Source organism: Fontibacillus panacisegetis, assembly GCF_900102215.1.
GTDB lineage: Bacteria > Bacillota > Bacilli > Paenibacillales > Paenibacillaceae > Fontibacillus > Fontibacillus panacisegetis.
This window is the reverse complement of the sequence record NZ_FNBG01000018.1, coordinates 1-19245: the sequence shown is the minus strand read 5'-3', so window position 1 is coordinate 19245 and position 19245 is coordinate 1. Positions and strand designations below refer to the sequence as shown.

The following is a 19245-nucleotide window of genomic DNA, read 5'->3' as shown; positions in this document are numbered from 1 at the left end:
AAAATCCAGCTTTTGATCACGAAGTAGGTTTTATCTCCTTTTTAATTGTTTTTAAGGTACGTTTAAGGTTAGTGGTACACAATAAGAACAAGTAAACAAGAGCCCTTGATTGATCAGGGTAAGGAGGTTAATTGCAATGGAAGAAGAGAAGAACAAATCAGGACAACCTTTTAACGAGGATGATCGTAATAGAGAGAAGCAATCTCAAGGATCAAATGACACATCCTATTATTATTCCTATGGACCGTTTCAATCGTATGGTAAAGATAACAGCACACCTAATTACTCAGCAGAGCGCAACCAGTCTGGAGATGTAGAAATTACGAAACCTGAACCTGTTAAACCTATCCCGACCTCATCCTATGAATTTTACAAATCGGGTGAGAGTTCCGACGGTTCGAATGGTAATGGCAGTGGGAAACCTTCGGTGCAAGCAAGGAACAGTTCAAACTGGCAATATAGCCAACCGCGGAAAAAATCGTCAGTTAAGTCGGTCATCGCTGGTGTACTTGCAGGAATGCTCATAATGACTGGAGCAATGGTGTATGCCGACAAGGCAAACCTGTTCACTTCAAATCAGGCGACTACCGCTTCAACGACGCCAACGACGGCAAGCAAGGCCCAGAATGATTCCGGTTCTTCAACAAAAGCATCCACTGCTTCATATCCGATGATGAATCCTGGTGATGTCACCAATGTAGTTCAACAGGCCGGACCTGCGGTTGTAAAAATTGAAACATTGGTAAAATCGAGTAAGCGACAGTCAGGTCAATCTAATCCTTACAGCAGCGATCCGTTTTATCGTTACTTCTTCGGAGATGATTACAATGGAGATAGTGGGTCTGGCAATAATGGAGGATCTGGCAATAATGGTGGATCTTCATCAGGCTCTGATCAATTAGTTCAGACAGGTATTGGATCAGGATTTATTTTTGACAAGACAGGATATATTCTAACTAATGAACATGTAGTTCATAATGCAGATGTTGTTCAGGTTACTGTGCAGGATACAGAGAAGCCATATGAAGCAAAAGTGCTTGGCAAAAGCTATGAACTGGATCTTGCCGTTCTGAAAATAGAAGGATCTTCTGATTTCCCATCGATTCCGCTTGCTAACTCTGATAGTACGCAGGTGGGTGAATGGCTAGTAGCCATTGGTAATCCGCAAGGCTTTGACCATACTGTAACTACAGGTGTACTTAGTGCGAAGGAACGTGGAATTACAATTGCTGGTGAGAACGGTGAGGCGAATCGTGAATATGAGCATTTGCTGCAAACAGATGCTTCTATTAACCCAGGTAACTCTGGCGGCCCTCTCCTTAACCTGAATGGTGAGGTAGTCGGTATTAACGTAGCTGTTAGCTCGGATTCTCAAGGGATTGGTTTTGCAATTCCGACGAGTACGATTAGCGAAGTGCTGGATAAATTGAAGAATAACGAGGAAATTCCAAAAACACCGGTACCATTTATCGGGGCAACTCTGATGACGATGACGAATGAGGTAGCTAAGCAAATGGATACTGATGTAAAAGAAGGCTCCATTGTATCGAACATAGTCTATAAATCGCCAGCATACAATGCAGATCTTCGTCCTTACGACATCATAACTGGTGCAGACGGTAAGAGCTTTGCTACCAAAGAGTCTTTAATTGAATACATTCAGAAGCAAGAAGTTGGCAAAGAAGTTACGTTCAACATCGTACGTGACGGCAAAAAAATGGATTTGAAAATTACAATTGGGGATAAAAACCAATTCAGCAACCTTGAGTAATTGACGATTACAATCTGTGGATTATTGAGGCGGTAGGGTGAAGCCTGCCGTCTCTTATTAATATTTTTGATAAAATAATTGATTAAGAGAGCCTACCTAAAAGGAGTGAGCATATTTGAGACATACAATAATGGTAATTGATGATGATGAGAAGATTACTTCTATGCTTCGCCGAGGGTTGGCATTTGAAGGATATGATGTACATACGGCCCATAACGGTGCTGAAGGTTTATCGATGATTTTAACTGCCGAGCCTGATTTGATTATTTTGGATGTCATGATGCCTAAGGTTGACGGATTTGAAGTGTGTCGAAGACTAAGGGAAGGTGGAAGTACTGTTCCAGTACTTATGCTAACGGCTAAGGACGAAGTGGAGAACAGGGTGAAGGGCCTCGATATGGGGGCTGATGATTATTTGGTCAAACCTTTTGCTTTAGAGGAATTGCTTGCCAGGGTGCGGGCATTATTACGAAGAAAAGAACCTGTTATTGAAACGAGTGGACAGCGGTTATCGTTCGAGGATATAGTGATGGACCTTGATTCACGCGAGGTAGTACGTGGCGGACATCGTTTGGAGCTTACAGCTAAAGAATTTGATCTGCTTTATTTATTTCTGCAGAATCCGAAGCGTGTACTGACCCGGGATATGATTATGGATAAAATTTGGGGGTACGATTACAGCGGAGAGTCTAATGTGCTTGAAGTTTATATAGCGATGCTGAGACAAAAGACGGAGGAGCATGGAGGCAAGCGAGTCATTCAGACGATTCGTGGCGCTGGGTACATCCTGAGGGGAGACAGCTAAAATGTCAATTAGAATACGGCTAACCGCATGGTATACTGGCATATTGGCCGTGACACTGATTTTGTTCAGTGCTTCTATCTATGGATTCGTTCGGTATAATACGTATCAGGAAGTGAAGAACAGACTTGAGGATCAGGCTAACCGAATAATTAGTTCTCAAGGCTTCAGCATTACACAAGGCCTGGACTTAACTTTGAATCCCAAGCAGGCCGAGCGGCTTGAATACGTCCAGTTGTACGCTCAGATTCACAATTATGTGAACGGTTTTACCCGATATTCGCAAAACATGCTGGACCAGCAAATGGAATTTCCGATTCCAGATCCCCAAACGATTCCGGAGCAAATCGTATTCCAGAATGTCACACTAGAGGATAATTCTTTTTTGATGTGTCAGGTCCCGGTTTACCTAAATAATAATCTTATAGCCATCCTGCAGTTGGCAGCATATACAGGTGCAGAAGATCGATTGATGGAGCGTATGAAATCTGTACTTATCTTCGGATTTTTCATCACAATTGTAATTGCAAGCACATTAGGCTTGTTCCTGGCTCGTAAATCAATGACACCCATCGAAAAGGTTATTCAAGCGGCAAACGGAATTCAGACGGGTAACGATCTCAGCGTAAGAATAGATTATGACGGTCCTAATGATGAGATAGGACAATTAATAGGTACGGTTAATGGCATGCTGTCCCGTACAGAAGGCTTCTACAACGAACTGGATGATGCTTATAAGGCACAGCGACGATTTGTATCGGATGCCTCCCATGAGCTTCGTACGCCGCTCACTACGATTCGCGGAAATGTCGATTTGCTGAAAAAGATTTGGTCAGATGGAGACGCAGGTCATCTACATTTGGATGAAGACAGCTTAAAGAAATTTTCCATTGAAGCTGTTGATGATATAGCGGGTGAATCACAACGTATGAGTAGATTGGTTAATGATTTGTTGTCTCTGGCACGCGCCGACGCGGGTCATACACTTTCCAAGGAACCTCTTGCACTGTCCACATTGATAGAGGAGGTTGTTCGAAGAGCACAATTTCTTCCACGTCAGGTCGATTGGGTTCAGGGTGATTTGGATGCAGTTCAAGATGCGAGCGTGCTGGGGAGTAAGGATTATTTGCAGCAAATGCTGTTTATTTTCATTGAGAACGCATTTAAGTATACTTCTGAAGGCAGCGTTATGATGGACGCTGTTCGTTCCGGCGATCAGGTTGGAATTCGGATCGTTGATACTGGCATAGGAATGGATCGCAGTGAAGTACCGCTTATTTTTGAAAGATTTTATCGTGCAGATCCGTCTCGTGGTGTCACTCAAGGAACAGGGCTTGGATTATCGATTGCCCAATGGATTATTGATGAGCATGACGGATCGGTAGAGGTTATGACCAAACTAGGCGTGGGGACGACATTCATTATATGGCTGCCAGCTACCTTTAATGCCCTGCCCGAATAAGCTATAATAGAATTGCTTCCCTCCGTATGGAAATAAGGGAACGAGAGAGAGGGGGAATAGGGCAAATGGAAGTTATTAAAATTTCTCCGCGCGGTTATTGCTATGGGGTCGTCGATGCAATGGTGCTTGCCAGACAGACTGCCCAGAATCTGAACCTGCCGCGGCCAATATATATTTTGGGGATGATTGTTCATAACAGTCATGTTACTCACTCCTTTGAAGATGAAGGAATCATCACGCTCGATGGACCGAATCGGATGGAGATTCTTAGTCAGGTTGAAAGCGGAACTGTGATCTTCACAGCACACGGCGTTTCGCCTGAGGTGCGCAAGCTGGCTAGGGATAAGGGACTTACTACAGTAGATGCTACTTGTCCTGATGTAACGAAGACGCATGTGCTAATCTCGGAAAAGGTCGCAGAAGGTTATGAAGTGATCTATATTGGTAAAAAGGGTCATCCTGAGCCAGAGGGTGCGATTGGTGTCGCGCCGGATAGAGTTCATTTAATTGAGAAGGAAGAAGAGATTAATGCGCTTCAGATTTCCGCTGACAAAATTCTCATTACAAATCAGACGACGATGAGTCAGTGGGACATCAAGCATATTATGGCGAAGCTGCTGGAGAAATTTCCAGGTGCTGAAGTGCATAATGAGATATGCCTTGCTACTCAGGTACGTCAAGAAGCGGTTGCTGAGCAAGCGGGTCAGGCCGATCTGGTAATCGTTGTTGGTGATCCTCGCAGCAATAATTCTAATCGTCTGGCTCAGGTTTCGGAGGAAATAGCGGGTGTCACTGCTTACCGGATTTCAGACTTAACCGAATTGAATCGTGAATGGCTGAAAGGAATTAAGAAGGTCGCTGTAACCTCTGGCGCGTCTACACCTACTCCGATTACTAAAGAAGTCATTGCTTATTTGGAGCAGTATGATGAAGGGGACCCGACAACATGGGAGATTGTACGAACAGTAAATATGAAGAAGTTGCTGCCACCTGTAAAAGCAGGGGCTAAAAACAAGGGAGCAGAAGCTTAACTTAGTCCGTTCTTTCATAGCATGTATGGTGAAGTGTCGTCGTTTGATGGCTTGATTGTAATTTTAGCGTATATGGTAATTATGGCTTATATGGTAATTATGGTGCTTATGGCCATTATGGCCCGAAACTGCTCTGAAAAGCTGCAAAAGTGCATCTTTTATGTATGTGATAGCGAAGTGAGTGGAAGTTCCTGCAAAAATGCATCTTTTTTCTAACTAATTCTTGTTTTTAATCATCAAAGAGAGAAAAGCCTGCACTTTCGCAGGTTTTTCTCTTTTAGTTTGCGATATTGAGTGAGAAAACTGCATTTTTGCAGCTTTTGCGTTATTCGAGCTAGCATGGGCAATCAGATTACTGAAAACATACAAACGGAGTGATGCTAAAATGCGCTAAGATGTGCTTGTGCAAAATGTGCAATGATATACCAAGACATGCCAAGATGTGCTAAAGATACATTGAAGGAGTACTACTTTCTCTTGACTCTGACGCAAATGTGCTGTATATTAACTTTATCGATTAAAAGCTTAAAAGCTTAAAAGCAAACAAGCGTTCAAGCGAAATAGTAGTAAAAGCTATTAAGAGGATACTATGATTATGCTTCTGCATAATGTTAGAAAATAACTTAACGAATGGGTCAAACGAAAGGATGGATTGAATCATGATTGTTATTACTTCGAATCAAACTCCAGAAGAACGTGTACAGGAAATTATCGCGGTAATTGAGAAGGAAGGCTTGCAAACCCATGTATCACGCGGCAAGGATCGTACAGTTATTGGTTTGATTGGTGCAATTGAACCTAAGCTTGCTGAGCATCTGCGTCAAATGAAGGATGTAGAGAGTGTAGTTAAAATCTCCAAATCGTACAAATTGGCTAGCCGAGATTTTCATCCGGAGAATACTGTAATATCAATTGGTGACGTGAAAATAGGTGGAGGTGAGCTCGTAGTTATGGGTGGGCCATGTGCGGTTGAATCCCCAGAACAAATTGACGAGATCGCTCGCCTCGTTAAAGCTGCTGGAGGTCAAGTACTCCGTGGCGGAGCCTTTAAGCCTCGTACAGGTCCTTACAGTTTCCAAGGAGTTGGTGTTGAAGGATTGGTTATGATGGCAGAGGCGGGTAAAAAACATGGCCTCCTTACCATTACTGAAGTTATGACTCCTGAATATGTTGATGTGTGTGCTGAGTACGCTGATATTTTACAAGTAGGTACTCGGAATATGCAGAACTTTGATTTGCTTCGCAAACTCGGAACCTGCAACAGACCAGTACTTTTGAAACGTGGTTTTAGTGCTACTTATGATGAGTTCCTGAATGCAGCTGAATACATTTTAGCGGGCGGAAATCCAAACGTTATGTTGTGTGAACGCGGTATTCGTACATTTGAAACATATACTCGGAATACGCTGGATTTGTCAGCGATCCCTGTTCTGCAAAATCTTAGCCATTTGCCGGTCATTTCTGACCCAAGCCACGGTACAGGACGACGCGAACTGGTAGAGCCGATGACAAAGGCATCGGTTGCTGCAGGTGCAGACGGACTTATTATTGAAATGCACACAGATCCGGACAATTCAATGACAGGCGATGGAGTTCAATCTTTGTTCCCGGATCAATTTGCAGCACTTTTGCAAGATTTGGAGAAGCTGGCTCCGCTTGTAGGTAAGAGCTTTAATACGAAAAAAGTGACAGTTTAGTTAACGATTTTACGATTTTATTTTGCGCATATTGATGCCCTCATGCCTTTAGGCATGAGGGCTTTTGTACTTTTTGTCTATTAGTTTGTACTGAGTGTAATAATACCTTACATGAGATATAAAAATACCTTACATGACTATTGACGTCTTTATCTCGAAATTTTATAATGACGACATAATATATCAAAGAGAATGAACGTTAAACCCTGTTTTGAGATTTAATGTTCGTATTTTGGGGAGGAAGAAGTATGTCAGTAGAGCAAGTATTGAAGACGATTCAAGAAAAAAACATTGAATGGGTGGATTTCCGTTTTGTAGATTTATCTGGTCGTGCACATCATATTACGCTCCCGGCTAAAGAAGTGGATGCGGAAACTTTCGTAAATGGTGTAGCATTTGATGGTTCATCTATTCCTGGTTTCCGTGGAATTGAAGAATCCGATATGGTAATGATGCCGGATCACGGTGCAATTTACGTTGATCCATTTACAGCACACCCTACGTTGAACGTATTTTGCGATATCTTTACTCCAGACGGCGACAGATATGAAAGAGACCCTCGTAGTATCGCGGTTCGTGCGGAAGAGTATTTGAAGGACAGTGGCGTAGGTACGGCAGCATTTTTCGCTCCTGAGTCCGAGTTCTTTATTTTCGACGATGTTCGTTATGAGAGCAGCATGAACAAAACTTTCTACTCGGTAGATTCAGAGGAAGCAATTTGGAACACAGGTCGTTCTGAAGAAGGCGGCAACCTTGGGTATAAAATCCCGGTAAAAGGCGGTTACGTTCCAGTAGCTCCAACTGATAAGCAACAAGATATGCGTAGTGAAATGTGTCGCTTGCTTGATGAAGTCGGCATTCGCGTAGAACGTCATCACCATGAAGTGGCAACAGCAGGTCAAGCAGAAATTAACTTCCGTTTTGACACTTTGCTTAAAACTGCTGATAACCTGATGGTGTACAAATACATTGTCCATAACACAGCTCTTCAATATGGAAAAACAGCAACATTTATGCCTAAACCGCTCTTTGGCGACAATGGTAGCGGGATGCACGTCCATCAATCTATCTTTAACGGAGATACTCCACTGTTCTACGAAAAAGGCGCTTACGCTAATTTGAGTGAAACAGCTTTGCACTATATCGGCGGTATCTTGTATCATGCACCAGCTTTGATCGCTTTCACAAATCCTAGTACAAACTCCTTCAAACGTCTGGTTCCAGGCTATGAAGCTCCAGTAAACCTTGTATACTCCAAAGGTAATCGTTCTGCAGCTGTACGTATTCCAGTTGCTGCGGTTACTCCTAAGGGCTGTCGTATTGAGTTCCGTACTCCTGACTCAACAGCAAACCCATACCTTGCTTTCTCTGCAATGCTGATGGCGGGTCTGGACGGAATCAAACGTAAAATCGATCCTACTAAAGAAGGATACGGACCATTCGACAAAAACATCTACGAATTGTCTGATGAAGAAAAAGCAGGCATTCGCAGTGTTCCAGGCTCTCTGGACGAAGCGCTAAATGCTTTGGAGTCCGATTATGAGTTCTTGACTGAAGGCGGCGTATTTACTAAGGAATTTATCAATAACTTTATTGATCTTAAACGTTCTGAAGCAAGAGCAGTAGCGACTCGCGTTCATCCTTACGAATTTGGTCTTTACTACGATCTGTAAGAACTAATTATATTTTATAAAAGAAAGATGGTTGGTTCAGGGTTAAATCCTGGCCAACCATCTTTCTTTTGTTTATAAGCTGCAGTTGCAATTAATTAATGACGACTTCCACAGGACTCCCGGATAATCAACTCGGGTTCTACGACGACATTGCTTGTTTCTGATTGATTGTTAATAAGATCATATAATAGGGATGCTGCTATTCTGCCTATCTTGTCCTTATTTTGCCGAATCGTCGTTAGAGTGGGGGTTGTATACTTGCAGGCATCGATGTCATCGCAGCCAATGATGCCAATATCATCAGGGACACTTAGATGATGCTCCTTTAACGCTCTCATAGCTCCGATAGCAATTAAATCAGAAGCACAAAAGACAGCTTGAGGTAATTGGCCGGAATTAATAATTTTTTTCATTGCCTCATATCCGCTAGGCTCAAAAAAATTATCCCCGTTAACAAACCATTTTTCATTTACAGCCAGCCCAAAGCTTTCGATGGCTTCAATATATCCATTTTTCCTCATGTTGGAAATGTCGGATTCGGATGTGCTGCCAATATATCCAAGCTCACGATAACCTTGTAAATAAAAATGTTCAACAACTTTAAATGACATTTTGTAGTTCTCTGACATGATATACCCGGAACTTTTGCCAGCTAACTGTATGTCGACGCCAATGCAAGGGATATCGCTATGATCCAGCTCGCTAATGGATGGCTCTAATTGCTGTCCGGTTATGATAATACAACCATCGACTTGAAAGTGACGACAACGAGCTAAATAATCACCGTCAATAGCATGCGATTTCTCATTGGAAAAGAAAAGCAGGTCGTAACCGAGGAATCCCATTTGCTTCTTGAAAGAATTAAGCACTTCAACAAAGAAGGGATGGGTGAAATCAATATTCAATTTGCCGGCAAAAATGACACCTATCAGATTCGATTTTTTAGTGGCTAATGTTTTCGCTGAATTAGAGGGTACATAGCCAGTCTGTCTCATAATTTCGAGAACTTTCGTTTTTGTTTCTTCCGAAATATCGCTGTAGTTGTTAATGATCTTGGAAACGGTAGATACTGATACACCAGCTATTTCTGCTATTTTTTTAATGTTCATAGACAAGGTCTCGCCTCCTTTATAGAAAAATGCTCTATTTAGTCAGTTAATTTAATTTACGAAAATCATTTTCGTTGAATAGTCTACCGTTTTTTCAGTGTCTAGTCAATGATTCTGAGTATTTACGAAGGCCATTAAACTACTGGTACGTATGTATTTTCGCAAAATATTTCGTAAATTTCGGACATATAAAAAAATAATCTTTCCCGGAATCATAAAATGTCTTTACAAACTAAAAGATAGATGTAATAATGTGTTTGACGAAACCGCTTTCGGTAAATTGTTTCGAACAGAAATAGATATCGGTAGTTTAGAACGAAATTTACGAAAATTTCGTAAATATACCGAATTCAGTGTATAGATCCTGTTCGGAGTAAAAGGCGATGTTTTGTCCATAATGTAACTATAATTAGGGGGTATCAGCATGGTAAAGAAGATTTCTGCCTTGTTATTGACCGGTGCGCTAACACTTAGTCTTGCAGCGTGTGGAGGAGGCAATAACGGTAGTAACGCTTCAACGAGTGAAGGTACAAACAGTAACACTACTAAATCGTCCGGTGAGAAAAAGGTTGTTAAAATCCTCCACTGGAAACAAGAAAACATCAACAAAGCAATGAAAGAGATTAACGATGCATTTGAAGCAGCAAATCCGGATTATAAAGTTGAGTATTCAACTACTGGCCCGGACGATGAATACAAGCAAGCGCAACGTGCAAGAATTACGGCGAATGATGTAGATATTATGGCTGATTTGTCCGGTATGAGATTGTCTCCACAGGATTGGACACCAGGAGCTAAAGTGCCTGACTGGCAGCAATGGATCGATTCGGGACTTATCGCTGATTTGTCCGGCCAAGGTTTCGTGAAAAACTGGAATGCTAACGACATCGAAAAAGCGGGTACTTACAACGGTAAAGTGTATGCGATACCAACAGGTAAGGTAGCGATGTCCGGTCTGTTCTACAACAAACAAATTTTTGAAGATAATGGCCTCAAGGTGCCTACTACCTGGACAGAGTTTATCCAGCTTAATGAAGACCTCAAGGCTAAAGGCATTACACCAATCGGTGTAGCTGGTAAAGACGTATGGCCTTTGAAATTACCTGTATTTGCATTGCAGGCTAAAATTTTGGGTGGCGGCGATCAACAAAAATGGATCGAAGGCGTATGGAAAGGCGAAACTGCTTACAACGACGTAGAGGCTGTTGAAGTACTCGACAAAATGAAGACGCTTCAAGACAACTACATGATCGATGGCTTTATGGGTATTGATTATGCTTCTGCACCAGCAATTTTTGCTACTGGTAAAGTAGCTATGCTGGCAGACGGCTCATGGGATGCTCCAACCATTGCAACTGCTAACCCTGATTTGAAATTTGGTTATTTCCCAGTTCCAGCTACAGAAGATGCAGCTAAAAACGCCTCGTTTGTAGGTAAATACGATGTGACCTGGTATGTTGCTGAGAAAGGCCCGAACAAAGAAGGCGCTCTGAAATGGATGGAATTTTTCTCTCAACCTGAAAATTACACGAAATTTGTAAAAGCAGCTGGATTTATCCCGACTCAAGACAACATTTCAACGGATAGTGAGTTTATCGATAAAGAGCTTACTCCTTACCTTGGTGATTTCGAATTGGCTTATGAAATTATGATGATCAACCGTACGAATGTTGGTGAGCATCTTGCAGCTGAAGGTGTTCATACTGAATATCTTGCACCGGGTGGAGAATTTAAAACAGCTCAAGAGCTGGCAGACGTACAACAAAAAGAATGGGAAGCTGCCGCTCCTAAATAATGTTCTAACATAAAACATACTGTCTCGGGGTCTGATATCAGACCCCGATCATTTATTGACTTGGACTAGCGAGGTGAGAGAGATGTATCCATTTGGCAAAGGCATTTACCGATATGTTCCTTTTCTTCTGTTACTTATTCCTTTACTGCTATATGTTGTTTTTTACTTTGGACCTTCTGTTCTGACTGTAATTTATTCCTTTACTGATGTTAAAAACGTTCCTGGCAGCTCTATGAGTTTTGTAGGACTTGATAATTATCGAGATGTATTCTTTTCCGGAAACTCTGGAGAGCGATGGCGCTCCATTATAAATACATTGATCTTTATGTTTATCGTTACGATTGTTCAGAACGGTGTAGCATTGTTTGTTGCGGTGCTGATTAATCAACGATTAAAAGGCGATTATTTCTATCGTGCTGTATTTTTCTTGCCTGTCGTACTTGGTGTGGCTGTCGTAGCATTGATCTGGGGCATGATGTTTGATCCAATGTCTGGGCCGGTTAACATGCTCTATGAGTGGCTTTTTGGTTATAAAGATATGTTCTTTGCGAGCTTCAGTCATGCGTTTGGTTACATTATCTTTGTGCAAATCTGGATGTACATGGGTTACTCTATGCTCATTTTCCTCTCTGGCTTGCAATCCGTACCTAAGGACCTATATGAAGCAGGGTATATCGATGGAACGAATAAATGGCAGTCCTTCCGTCACATTACGTTCCCGTTAATTGCCCCATCATTTACAGTCAATATGCTACTGTCGATTATTGGTGCAATGTCGACCTTCGATATTATCCTTGCAACGACAGACGGGAAGTTCAATACAAGAACGATGGCTTACGATGTGTACAAGGAAACATTCCGCGGCAGCCTGGAAATGGGTCTTCCTTCCGCATTGTCGGTAGTCCAGTTCCTCATCATTCTAGTATTTGTCATTGTAGCTCTTAAACAGACGCGTAAGAGAGAGGTGGAATATTAATTATGAAAAATTCCAAATCATTTACTACGCTCTCCTATATCGTCATTGGATTGCTGATTGTGTTGTATGTAGTTCCGCTAATTCTCGTACTTAACGTCTCGTTAAAATCATATCCGGAGTATTTGATGAATCCGATTGGATTGGTCAAGGAGGTACAGTGGAACAACTATGTGACTGCTTGGACCGAAGGCAACTTCGCTAATTATTTCATAAATAGTTTAGTTTACACGGTATTAGCTACTGTTTTAACGATTATTGTATCGGTATTGGGTGCGTTCCCTGTAGCTCGTGGATATGTAAAATGGAGTGGATTAATTTATCTTTTCTTCCTGTTGTCTCAGTTTCTTCCTAACCCAATGGTTGCCCAGTATAAGCTGATGCTGAGTCTGCGTGAAAGTCTGGATTTCTTCGGATATGACACGAAGCTGGGTTATATCATTTTGAAGACTTCCGGTACGGGCGTTGTATTTATGATGTTTGTTGGCTACATCAAATCGATTAGTCGTGAACTGGATGAAGCGGCGGGGATGGATGGATCGGGCTATATCAGATACCTGTTCCAAATCATCACACCACTGATGAAGCCGGTTATTGCAACAGGCGTAATACTAACAGCGATTGGCATCTGGAACGACTTTGTTGGTCCGATCATGTATTTACCGAGCAAGGCAAACTATCCTATTACCTTTGGGCTAAAAGAATTTAAAGGGCAATATGGTAATAACTGGCCGCTGCTGGCTTGCGGGATAACGATCGTTGCGGCGCCGCTTATTGTTTTGTACACCTTTATTCAGAAATATCTTGTTGATGGTGCATTGGCTGGAGCTGTGAAATCATAATTTTTTAATGGTGAGGTAGAATGATATGAGAAATAGGGGATGGGAGTTTCAAGGAGGACATGGTGAGTTTAGGCTAAAGCATCCTGAGAGGAGCAGTTATTTATACTTTCCTCTAGTTAATGAAGCAGGGATGATGTCAGCCATTTCACCGAATCTTCATGGAGAGATTACTTCAGGTCATAACACGTTTCTAATGGAACCGATCTCGGTGGAAGATTTGCATAATTCCAAGGCATCGAGAAATTTTTGGGTTCACGTTGAAGGATACGGAGCTTGGTCAGTAAGCGGTAATTCAGCTAAGCAAAACTCGGAGCAATTTACAACTGCAGAGGAGAACAGCTTTATGGAAGCAGGATTTCTGTGGCATAAGCTCACCCGTGATCACAGGGAATCATCACTTCGTGCAGAAACGATCAATTTTGTTCCGGTAACAGACGATAAAATAGAATTGATGAAAATTACGCTAACGAACAATGGTAATGACGAGCTTCACTTAACTCCGACTGCGGCGATCCCTTTGTATGGCAGGTCTGCAGATGATCTGAGGGATCACCGTCATGTGACTTCATTGCTTCATCGCGTATATACAAGTGAGCATGGAATCGAGGTTCAGCCCGCACTTTCATTTGATGAAAGAGGACATAAGGTTAATAAGATAACCTATAGTGTGCTTGGTGCGGATGCTAACGGTAATGCGCCGATCGGCTTTTTCCCTGAAACAGAGGAGTTTATAGGAGAAGGCGGAGCGCTTGATTGGCCGGAAACAGTAATAGCTAACGTAACACCAACGATAAGTGCCGGTGTCTCTTTGGAAGGATATGAGGCGATGGGTGCTCTCCGATTTGAAACAATCAGCCTCGCATCAGGTGCGTCTATATCTTATGTTGTAGCGATGGTTATTACGGATGATCGCTTGGACTATACTCGTTACGTGCAAGATTATTTGTCTGAAGCGTCTTTTGATGCTCTTTTGGCCCAGAATCAGAAGTATTGGAGCGATAAATTAAATACAGTCTCCTTTACATCAGGTGATTCCGAGCAGGATCAATGGATGAAATGGGTTACCCTTCAGCCGATTTTGAGAAGATTATACGGAAATTCCTTTCTCCCGTATCATGACTATGGTCGTGGAGGTCGAGGCTGGCGTGATTTGTGGCAGGATTGTCTGGCGCTTATGGTCATGGAGCCTGATGAAGTAAGAAACCTGTTGTTTAACAACTATGCCGGGGTTCGAATTGATGGAAGCAATGCTACGATTATCGGGACGAAGCCGGGTGAATTTATCGCGGATCGTAACAATATACCTCGGGTATGGATGGATCATGGGGCATGGCCGCTGCTGACTACCTTGCTCTATGTTCATCAAAGCGGTGATTTGGATCTGCTTTTGCAGCCGCAGTCCTATTTCCGGGATACCTTCATTAAGCGTTGCAAGGCTCGTGATTTAGCATGGACCTTAGAGCAAGGGAATAAGCTGACGACCGCGGAAGGCGAAATTTATCAAGGTACGATTCTGGAACATATCCTTCTGCAAAATATAGTCCCATTCTTTAATGTTGGTGAGCATGGAAATATCAAGTTAGAGGGTGCAGATTGGAACGATGGTCTGGATCTAGCTCCAAATCGTGGGGAAAGTGTTGCTTTTACGGCTTTTTATGGAAGCAATTTGCTGGAATTATCCAAGCTGCTGATGCAGCTTAAGGAACGGACTGGACAAGAAACGATAGAAATCGCTGAAGAAATGGTTGTGTTATTTGATTCAATGGCAGGTTCGATTTCGTATGACAGTATTTCTGCGAAACAACAGCTTCTTGATCAATATTACAATAACGTAGCTTTGGCTGTAAGTGGACGGAAAGCAAAGCTCAATATCAGTGATGTTGCTGGGGATTTGAAAAATAAAGCTTTGTGGATCATGGAGCATCTTCGCGAGAATGAGTGGATTTCGAGCAAAGAGGGCTATGAATGGTTCAATGGTTATTATAATGACGATGCAGAGCGGGTTGAAGGTGACTATCCAACTGGCGTAAGAATGACACTAACAGGTCAAGTATTTACGATTATGGGCGGCATAGCTACAGATGATCAGGTTGGAAAAATTACGTCTGCCGTTGATCGATATTTAAAAGATGAAAGAATCGGTTACCGCTTGAATTCAAGCTTCGGCGGCATTCAACAGAATCTTGGACGCGCCTTTGGTTTTGCCTTTGGGCATAAAGAAAACGGAGCGATGTTTAGCCATATGACAGTTATGTATGCAAATGCGCTCTATAAGCGTGGATTCGTTAAAGAGGGTTATGAGGTGCTGGATTCGATCTACCGATTATCCGTAGATTTTGATAAGAGTCGGATGTATCCGGGAGTACCGGAATATATCAACGAAAAGGGTCGCGGTATGTACACGTATTTGACTGGCTCCGCAAGCTGGATACTGCTGACACAGCTAACCGAAATGTACGGAGTAAAGGGATATTACGGGGATCTTTATTTGGAGCCGAAGCTGCTTAAATCGCAATTTGACCAGCAGGGTATAGCTTCAGTAGAGACCTTGTTTGCTGATCGGAAGTTGAATATCGTGTATCGTAATCCGCAGCTTGCTGATTATGGGCAATATCATGTGAAATCCGTTATCGTGAATGGAGCTGCTGTTTCCGTAAAGAACGAAGGCAATGGAGTTTTGCTACATCGATCTGTACTGGAACAATTGCCTGCTGAGGGCAATGCAGAGCTAGAGGTCATTTTAGGATCATAGAATTGGATGACAAGAACCCTGTGCTTAAAGGATAAGCCAGGGTTCTTGCAGGTTAGGGGCAAAATGATATGGCATATCAATTAAAAAATGAACAATTGCTGATCGATATAGCGGAAATCGGTGAATATGGTGGAAGCAGGTTTGATTGGAGCGGTTTTATAACGGGTGTAACTTTAATTAATGAAGGACGAGACAGTCATACCTATTGCGTTCCGGAGAGCTTAACTGCTGGGGATGGCACTGGTGGTGAAGGGCTGTGTAATGAATTTGGATTAAGGAAAGCTATCGGATACGATGATGCCAAGATGGGAGAACAATTCCCTAAGTTAGGGATAGGCTTGTTAACTCGCCCGGATGATGAAGAATACGCATTTGATCGTTCCTATCCGATAAGACCTTTTCAAGTTCACGTAGAGCAGGAGAATGCTTGCAAGCTGGTTTTTAGAGGGACTCAGGAGCCGTGCGGAGGGTTTTCTGCTCATTTGACGAAGTGCATCGCTATTCATAATAATCGGCTTACAGTGGAGTATGAACTGCTTAATACTGGAACGAAGGAAATCTATACTGAAGAGTATTGTCATAACTTTATAGGTATTGATGAGCAACCGGTTGGGCCAGATTATGTACTGAAGTTTCCGTATGTGCTTAATCCATGGTCTGATGACAAGGAAACACTGGATGACTTAGTATTTAGAAGTGAAGCTGGCTTAGGTATAGTAGGATGGCGAAAAAAACCTGACAAGCCATTTTATTTCCGGCAAGAGGGGTTTGAAGGTGCGAAGTATCCTTGGCTTTGGGAGCTTATTCATCAACCCAGCGGTGTTGCTGTCAGAGAGCTCAGTACCTTTTCGGTAAGTGATGTAGCGGTTTGGGGACAAGGACATGTAATATCTCCTGAGATATTTATTGAAGTCAAAGTGGCTCCAGGAGAAAGAAAAAGCTGGTCGAGAGTATATGAATTTTTTATAGAGTCATAAAAATACTTTATCTATATGAAGCGTTAATGTGTCAATTCTGCAAACTGCGAATTTTTGATGAATATTGAACTTGATGGGAAATGGATTAGTTGTTATCATAAATCTTATCTATTACTTGGAACCATACCAGGTACTTGAGAGAGAGGATGGGAGCAATGAGTAAAAGAGCGTATAATTTTAACGCCGGTCCGGCAGCTCTGCCTTTAGAAGTGCTGGAACGTGCGCAAGCTCAGTTTGTTGATTTTCAAGGTACGGGAATGTCCATTATGGAAATGTCCCACCGCGGCAAAGTTTATGAAGGGGTTCATAACGAGGCTGCTAGTCGTCTGCTTAATTTGCTTGGTAATCCTGAAGGCTACAAAGTATTGTTCCTTCAAGGTGGAGCTTCAACTCAATTTGCAATGTTGCCAATGAACTTGCTGACTGAAGGCAAGACTGCTGGTTATGTGAAGACAGGCAGTTGGGCTAACAAAGCTGTTAAAGAAGCAAAACTGATCGGTGAAACATTTGTTGCGGCTTCCTCTGAAGAGGACAAGTATATGTCGATTCCAGATGTGAGTAATTTGGTACTTCCTGAAAATGCAGCTTACCTGCATATCACCTCCAATGAAACCATTGAAGGGACTCAGTTTGGGCAGTATCCAGATACAGGCAGTGTGCCGTTGATCGCGGATATGTCTAGTGATATTTTGTGCAGACCGTTTGACCTTACTCAATTCGGAATGGTATATGCCGGAGCACAGAAGAACCTTGGACCATCCGGTGTAACAGTTGTTATTGCTCGTGAAGAATTGTTGACAAATTCTCCAAAACATTTGCCAACGATTTTCCGTTACGATACACATCTTGATAACAACTCTCTGTATAACACACCGCCATCTTTCTCAATTTACATGGTAAATGAAGTGTTGAAATGGATTGAAGAGCAAGGTTCTCTCGAAGGTATTGAAAAGAAAAACCGTGAAAAAGCGAACCTGTTGTACGATGCAATTGATAATAGCGGCGGATTTTTCCGTGGTTGTGCAGATGTAGCCAGCCGTTCCTTGATGAACGTTACTTTCCGTCTTGCTTCCGAAGATCTGGAGAAACAATTCATCAAAGAATCTGAGCAAGAAGGCTTTGTTGGACTTAAAGGTCACCGCAGTGTTGGTGGATTGCGCGCTTCGATCTACAACGCGGTTCCATATGAGAGCATTAAGGCACTCGTTGAATTCATGGAGCAGTTCCAAAAAAAGAACGGATAATGAAGTAGATTTCATTAGAAATAAAGAAGGAGGCTGTCCCAAAAGTTATCCAAGATAACTTTGAGGGACACTTCTTTTTTTTTGCAGTGGAAAGGCAAAATATCAGGAGAAGCATGTAAAAATACAGTTTTTTTAAAAGTAGCCATAAAAGGATGAACAGAAGCCTGCAAAAATGCAGGAATATGGTTCAGAATAGACTGGTTTGAAGAGAATCCTAGAGAAAGCCTGCACTTTTGCAGCAATTTAGGGCATTTAGAGACTTTACTTGATCAAAGCCTGCACATTTGCAGGAATTTCAGGAATTCCGCATCATGACACTATTACACATGAGATACGGTCATAGCATGTGGCTGGATCAAGCGGTGCAGGGTGCAGGGATCGTCTTCCTTGCACTGCTATTTCCAGTTTTGACAGTATACCCATACTTTTTATACGAAAATGGACACCTTGAAAAAGCGCAAAAAGACACTCCTCCTTTAAGAAAAGAATGTCATTTTTTTTAAGAGGCTTCGGTGGATTCTACTTTAACAATGAATCCCTGGGCCTCGATTTTTTTAACCCAATATTCTACAGATGGTTTTGAAGTTGTTAGATAGTCCCAACCTACTTCACGATAAGGTATTTTATCCTTGAGCATACGGTAGATCATTCGAAGCATGAGATGAGCTGTCGCTATAATTGCCTTCCTCTGTCCTCGTCGTTTCTGTATTCGGTAAAAGAAAGACGCAAGTCGCGTGCCCTTGGATTTACTTGCTGCCCAGGCTGCTTGGCAAAGAACAGCCTTTAAGCTTTTATTTCCCTTGGCAATTCGCGAACTTTTCTTCTTTCCAGCACTCTCATTATTGCCAGGGCTTAATCCGGCCCAGGTCGCTATTTGCGGATCACCTCCAAAATGGGACATATCATTTCCGAGTTCAGCCAAGATGACCGCCGCCGCATCTTTCTGAATGCCGGGAATGGTAATCAAAAGTTCAACGGATGGTAAGTGCGGTTCGAGTAACTGATTAATCTCGAACTCCACCTTCTCCAATTGCTTCTCAACGTAGGATAAGTGGTCTAAGTGCAGACCCAGCATCATACGATGGTGCTTCTTCATTCGTCCATCTAGTGCCTCAAG

The 19245-nt window shown here is 42.4% G+C and carries 14 protein-coding genes; 12 read left to right on the top strand and 2 right to left on the bottom strand.

The genetic code is table 11. The features are described from left to right. Positions 1-136 precede the first annotated feature (136 nt). The 6 genes from BLS49_RS15160 to glnA all read left to right on the top strand — a co-directional run bounded on the left by BLS49_RS15160 (position 137) and on the right by glnA (position 8436). The gene (locus BLS49_RS15160; RefSeq protein ID WP_091232179.1) at positions 137-1771 is read left to right on the top strand and encodes a S1C family serine protease; all 1635 of its coding nucleotides are present in this window, start codon (positions 137-139) and stop codon (positions 1769-1771) included. 115 nt (positions 1772-1886) lie between these two features. After that, on the top strand, positions 1887-2576 hold the full coding sequence (locus tag BLS49_RS15155; protein WP_091232176.1) for a response regulator transcription factor: 690 nt from the start codon (positions 1887-1889) through the stop codon (positions 2574-2576). Between the two features lies 1 nt (position 2577). Continuing rightward, entirely contained in the window at positions 2578-4035 is a 1458-nt protein-coding gene (locus BLS49_RS15150; protein WP_091232172.1) for a sensor histidine kinase, read from the top strand. Between the two features lie 65 nt (positions 4036-4100). Then, entirely contained in the window at positions 4101-5066 is a 966-nt protein-coding gene (locus BLS49_RS15145; protein WP_091232169.1) for a 4-hydroxy-3-methylbut-2-enyl diphosphate reductase, read from the top strand. Positions 5067-5725: 659 nt separating this feature from the next. Beyond that, positions 5726-6763 (top strand): 3-deoxy-7-phosphoheptulonate synthase, encoded by a 1038-nt coding sequence (gene aroF / locus BLS49_RS15135; RefSeq protein ID WP_091232164.1) that lies wholly within the window; start codon positions 5726-5728, stop codon positions 6761-6763. A gap of 248 nt (positions 6764-7011) precedes the next feature. Continuing rightward, positions 7012-8436, top strand: coding sequence for a type I glutamate--ammonia ligase (glnA, locus tag BLS49_RS15130; protein WP_091232161.1), 1425 nt, complete (start codon positions 7012-7014; stop codon positions 8434-8436). 95 nt (positions 8437-8531) lie between these two features. Here glnA and BLS49_RS15125 read toward each other — a convergent pair whose 3' ends face one another. Continuing rightward, positions 8532-9545 (bottom strand): LacI family DNA-binding transcriptional regulator, encoded by a 1014-nt coding sequence (locus BLS49_RS15125; RefSeq protein ID WP_091232159.1) that lies wholly within the window; start codon positions 9543-9545, stop codon positions 8532-8534. A gap of 424 nt (positions 9546-9969) precedes the next feature. Here BLS49_RS15125 and BLS49_RS15120 point away from each other — a divergent pair, with 424 nt between their 5' ends. From BLS49_RS15120 to serC, 6 genes are all read left to right on the top strand, one after another. After that, positions 9970-11340, top strand: a complete 1371-nt coding sequence (locus tag BLS49_RS15120) for an ABC transporter substrate-binding protein (RefSeq protein WP_091232157.1) — start codon at positions 9970-9972, stop codon at positions 11338-11340. 82 nt (positions 11341-11422) lie between these two features. Beyond that, positions 11423-12316 carry a carbohydrate ABC transporter permease gene (locus tag BLS49_RS15115; protein ID WP_091232154.1) on the top strand — a complete coding sequence of 298 codons (894 nt, stop codon included), beginning with the start codon at positions 11423-11425 and terminating at the stop codon, positions 12314-12316. A 2-nt stretch (positions 12317-12318) separates the two neighbouring features. Continuing rightward, positions 12319-13155 carry a carbohydrate ABC transporter permease gene (locus tag BLS49_RS15110; protein ID WP_091232151.1) on the top strand — a complete coding sequence of 279 codons (837 nt, stop codon included), beginning with the start codon at positions 12319-12321 and terminating at the stop codon, positions 13153-13155. 25 nt (positions 13156-13180) lie between these two features. Beyond that, positions 13181-15907: a GH36-type glycosyl hydrolase domain-containing protein gene (locus BLS49_RS15105; RefSeq protein ID WP_091232150.1), complete on the top strand. Its 2727-nt coding sequence runs from the start codon at positions 13181-13183 to the stop codon at positions 15905-15907. A gap of 68 nt (positions 15908-15975) precedes the next feature. Continuing rightward, positions 15976-16884, top strand: coding sequence for a hypothetical protein (locus tag BLS49_RS15100; RefSeq protein WP_091232147.1), 909 nt, complete (start codon positions 15976-15978; stop codon positions 16882-16884). Between the two features lie 155 nt (positions 16885-17039). Next, a complete protein-coding gene (gene serC, locus BLS49_RS15095; RefSeq protein WP_091232144.1) occupies positions 17040-18128 on the top strand; it encodes a 3-phosphoserine/phosphohydroxythreonine transaminase in 1089 nt (362 codons plus the stop codon). A gap of 499 nt (positions 18129-18627) precedes the next feature. On the opposite strand, the gene BLS49_RS15085 is transcribed toward serC, so the two are convergent. Continuing rightward, positions 18628-19245: transposase (locus BLS49_RS15085; RefSeq protein ID WP_139173143.1), on the bottom strand; the 618-nt coding region annotated here is incomplete at its 5' end.

Bases quoted from the DNA above. Each gene is read 5' to 3' on its own strand.
- BLS49_RS15160 (WP_091232179.1), top strand. From the start codon at position 137: ATGGAAGAAGAGAAGAACAAATCAGGACAACCTTTTAACGAGGATGAT.
- BLS49_RS15150 (WP_091232172.1), top strand. From the start codon at position 2,578: ATGTCAATTAGAATACGGCTAACCGCATGGTATACTGGCATATTGGCC.
- BLS49_RS15145 (WP_091232169.1), top strand. From the start codon at position 4,101: ATGGAAGTTATTAAAATTTCTCCGCGCGGTTATTGCTATGGGGTCGTC.
- aroF (WP_091232164.1), top strand. From the start codon at position 5,726: ATGATTGTTATTACTTCGAATCAAACTCCAGAAGAACGTGTACAGGAA.
- glnA (WP_091232161.1), top strand. From the start codon at position 7,012: ATGTCAGTAGAGCAAGTATTGAAGACGATTCAAGAAAAAAACATTGAA.
- BLS49_RS15125 (WP_091232159.1), bottom strand. From the start codon at position 9,545: ATGAACATTAAAAAAATAGCAGAAATAGCTGGTGTATCAGTATCTACC.
- BLS49_RS15120 (WP_091232157.1), top strand. From the start codon at position 9,970: ATGGTAAAGAAGATTTCTGCCTTGTTATTGACCGGTGCGCTAACACTT.
- BLS49_RS15115 (WP_091232154.1), top strand. From the start codon at position 11,423: ATGTATCCATTTGGCAAAGGCATTTACCGATATGTTCCTTTTCTTCTG.
- BLS49_RS15110 (WP_091232151.1), top strand. From the start codon at position 12,319: ATGAAAAATTCCAAATCATTTACTACGCTCTCCTATATCGTCATTGGA.
- BLS49_RS15105 (WP_091232150.1), top strand. From the start codon at position 13,181: ATGAGAAATAGGGGATGGGAGTTTCAAGGAGGACATGGTGAGTTTAGG.
- BLS49_RS15100 (WP_091232147.1), top strand. From the start codon at position 15,976: ATGGCATATCAATTAAAAAATGAACAATTGCTGATCGATATAGCGGAA.
- serC (WP_091232144.1), top strand. From the start codon at position 17,040: ATGAGTAAAAGAGCGTATAATTTTAACGCCGGTCCGGCAGCTCTGCCT.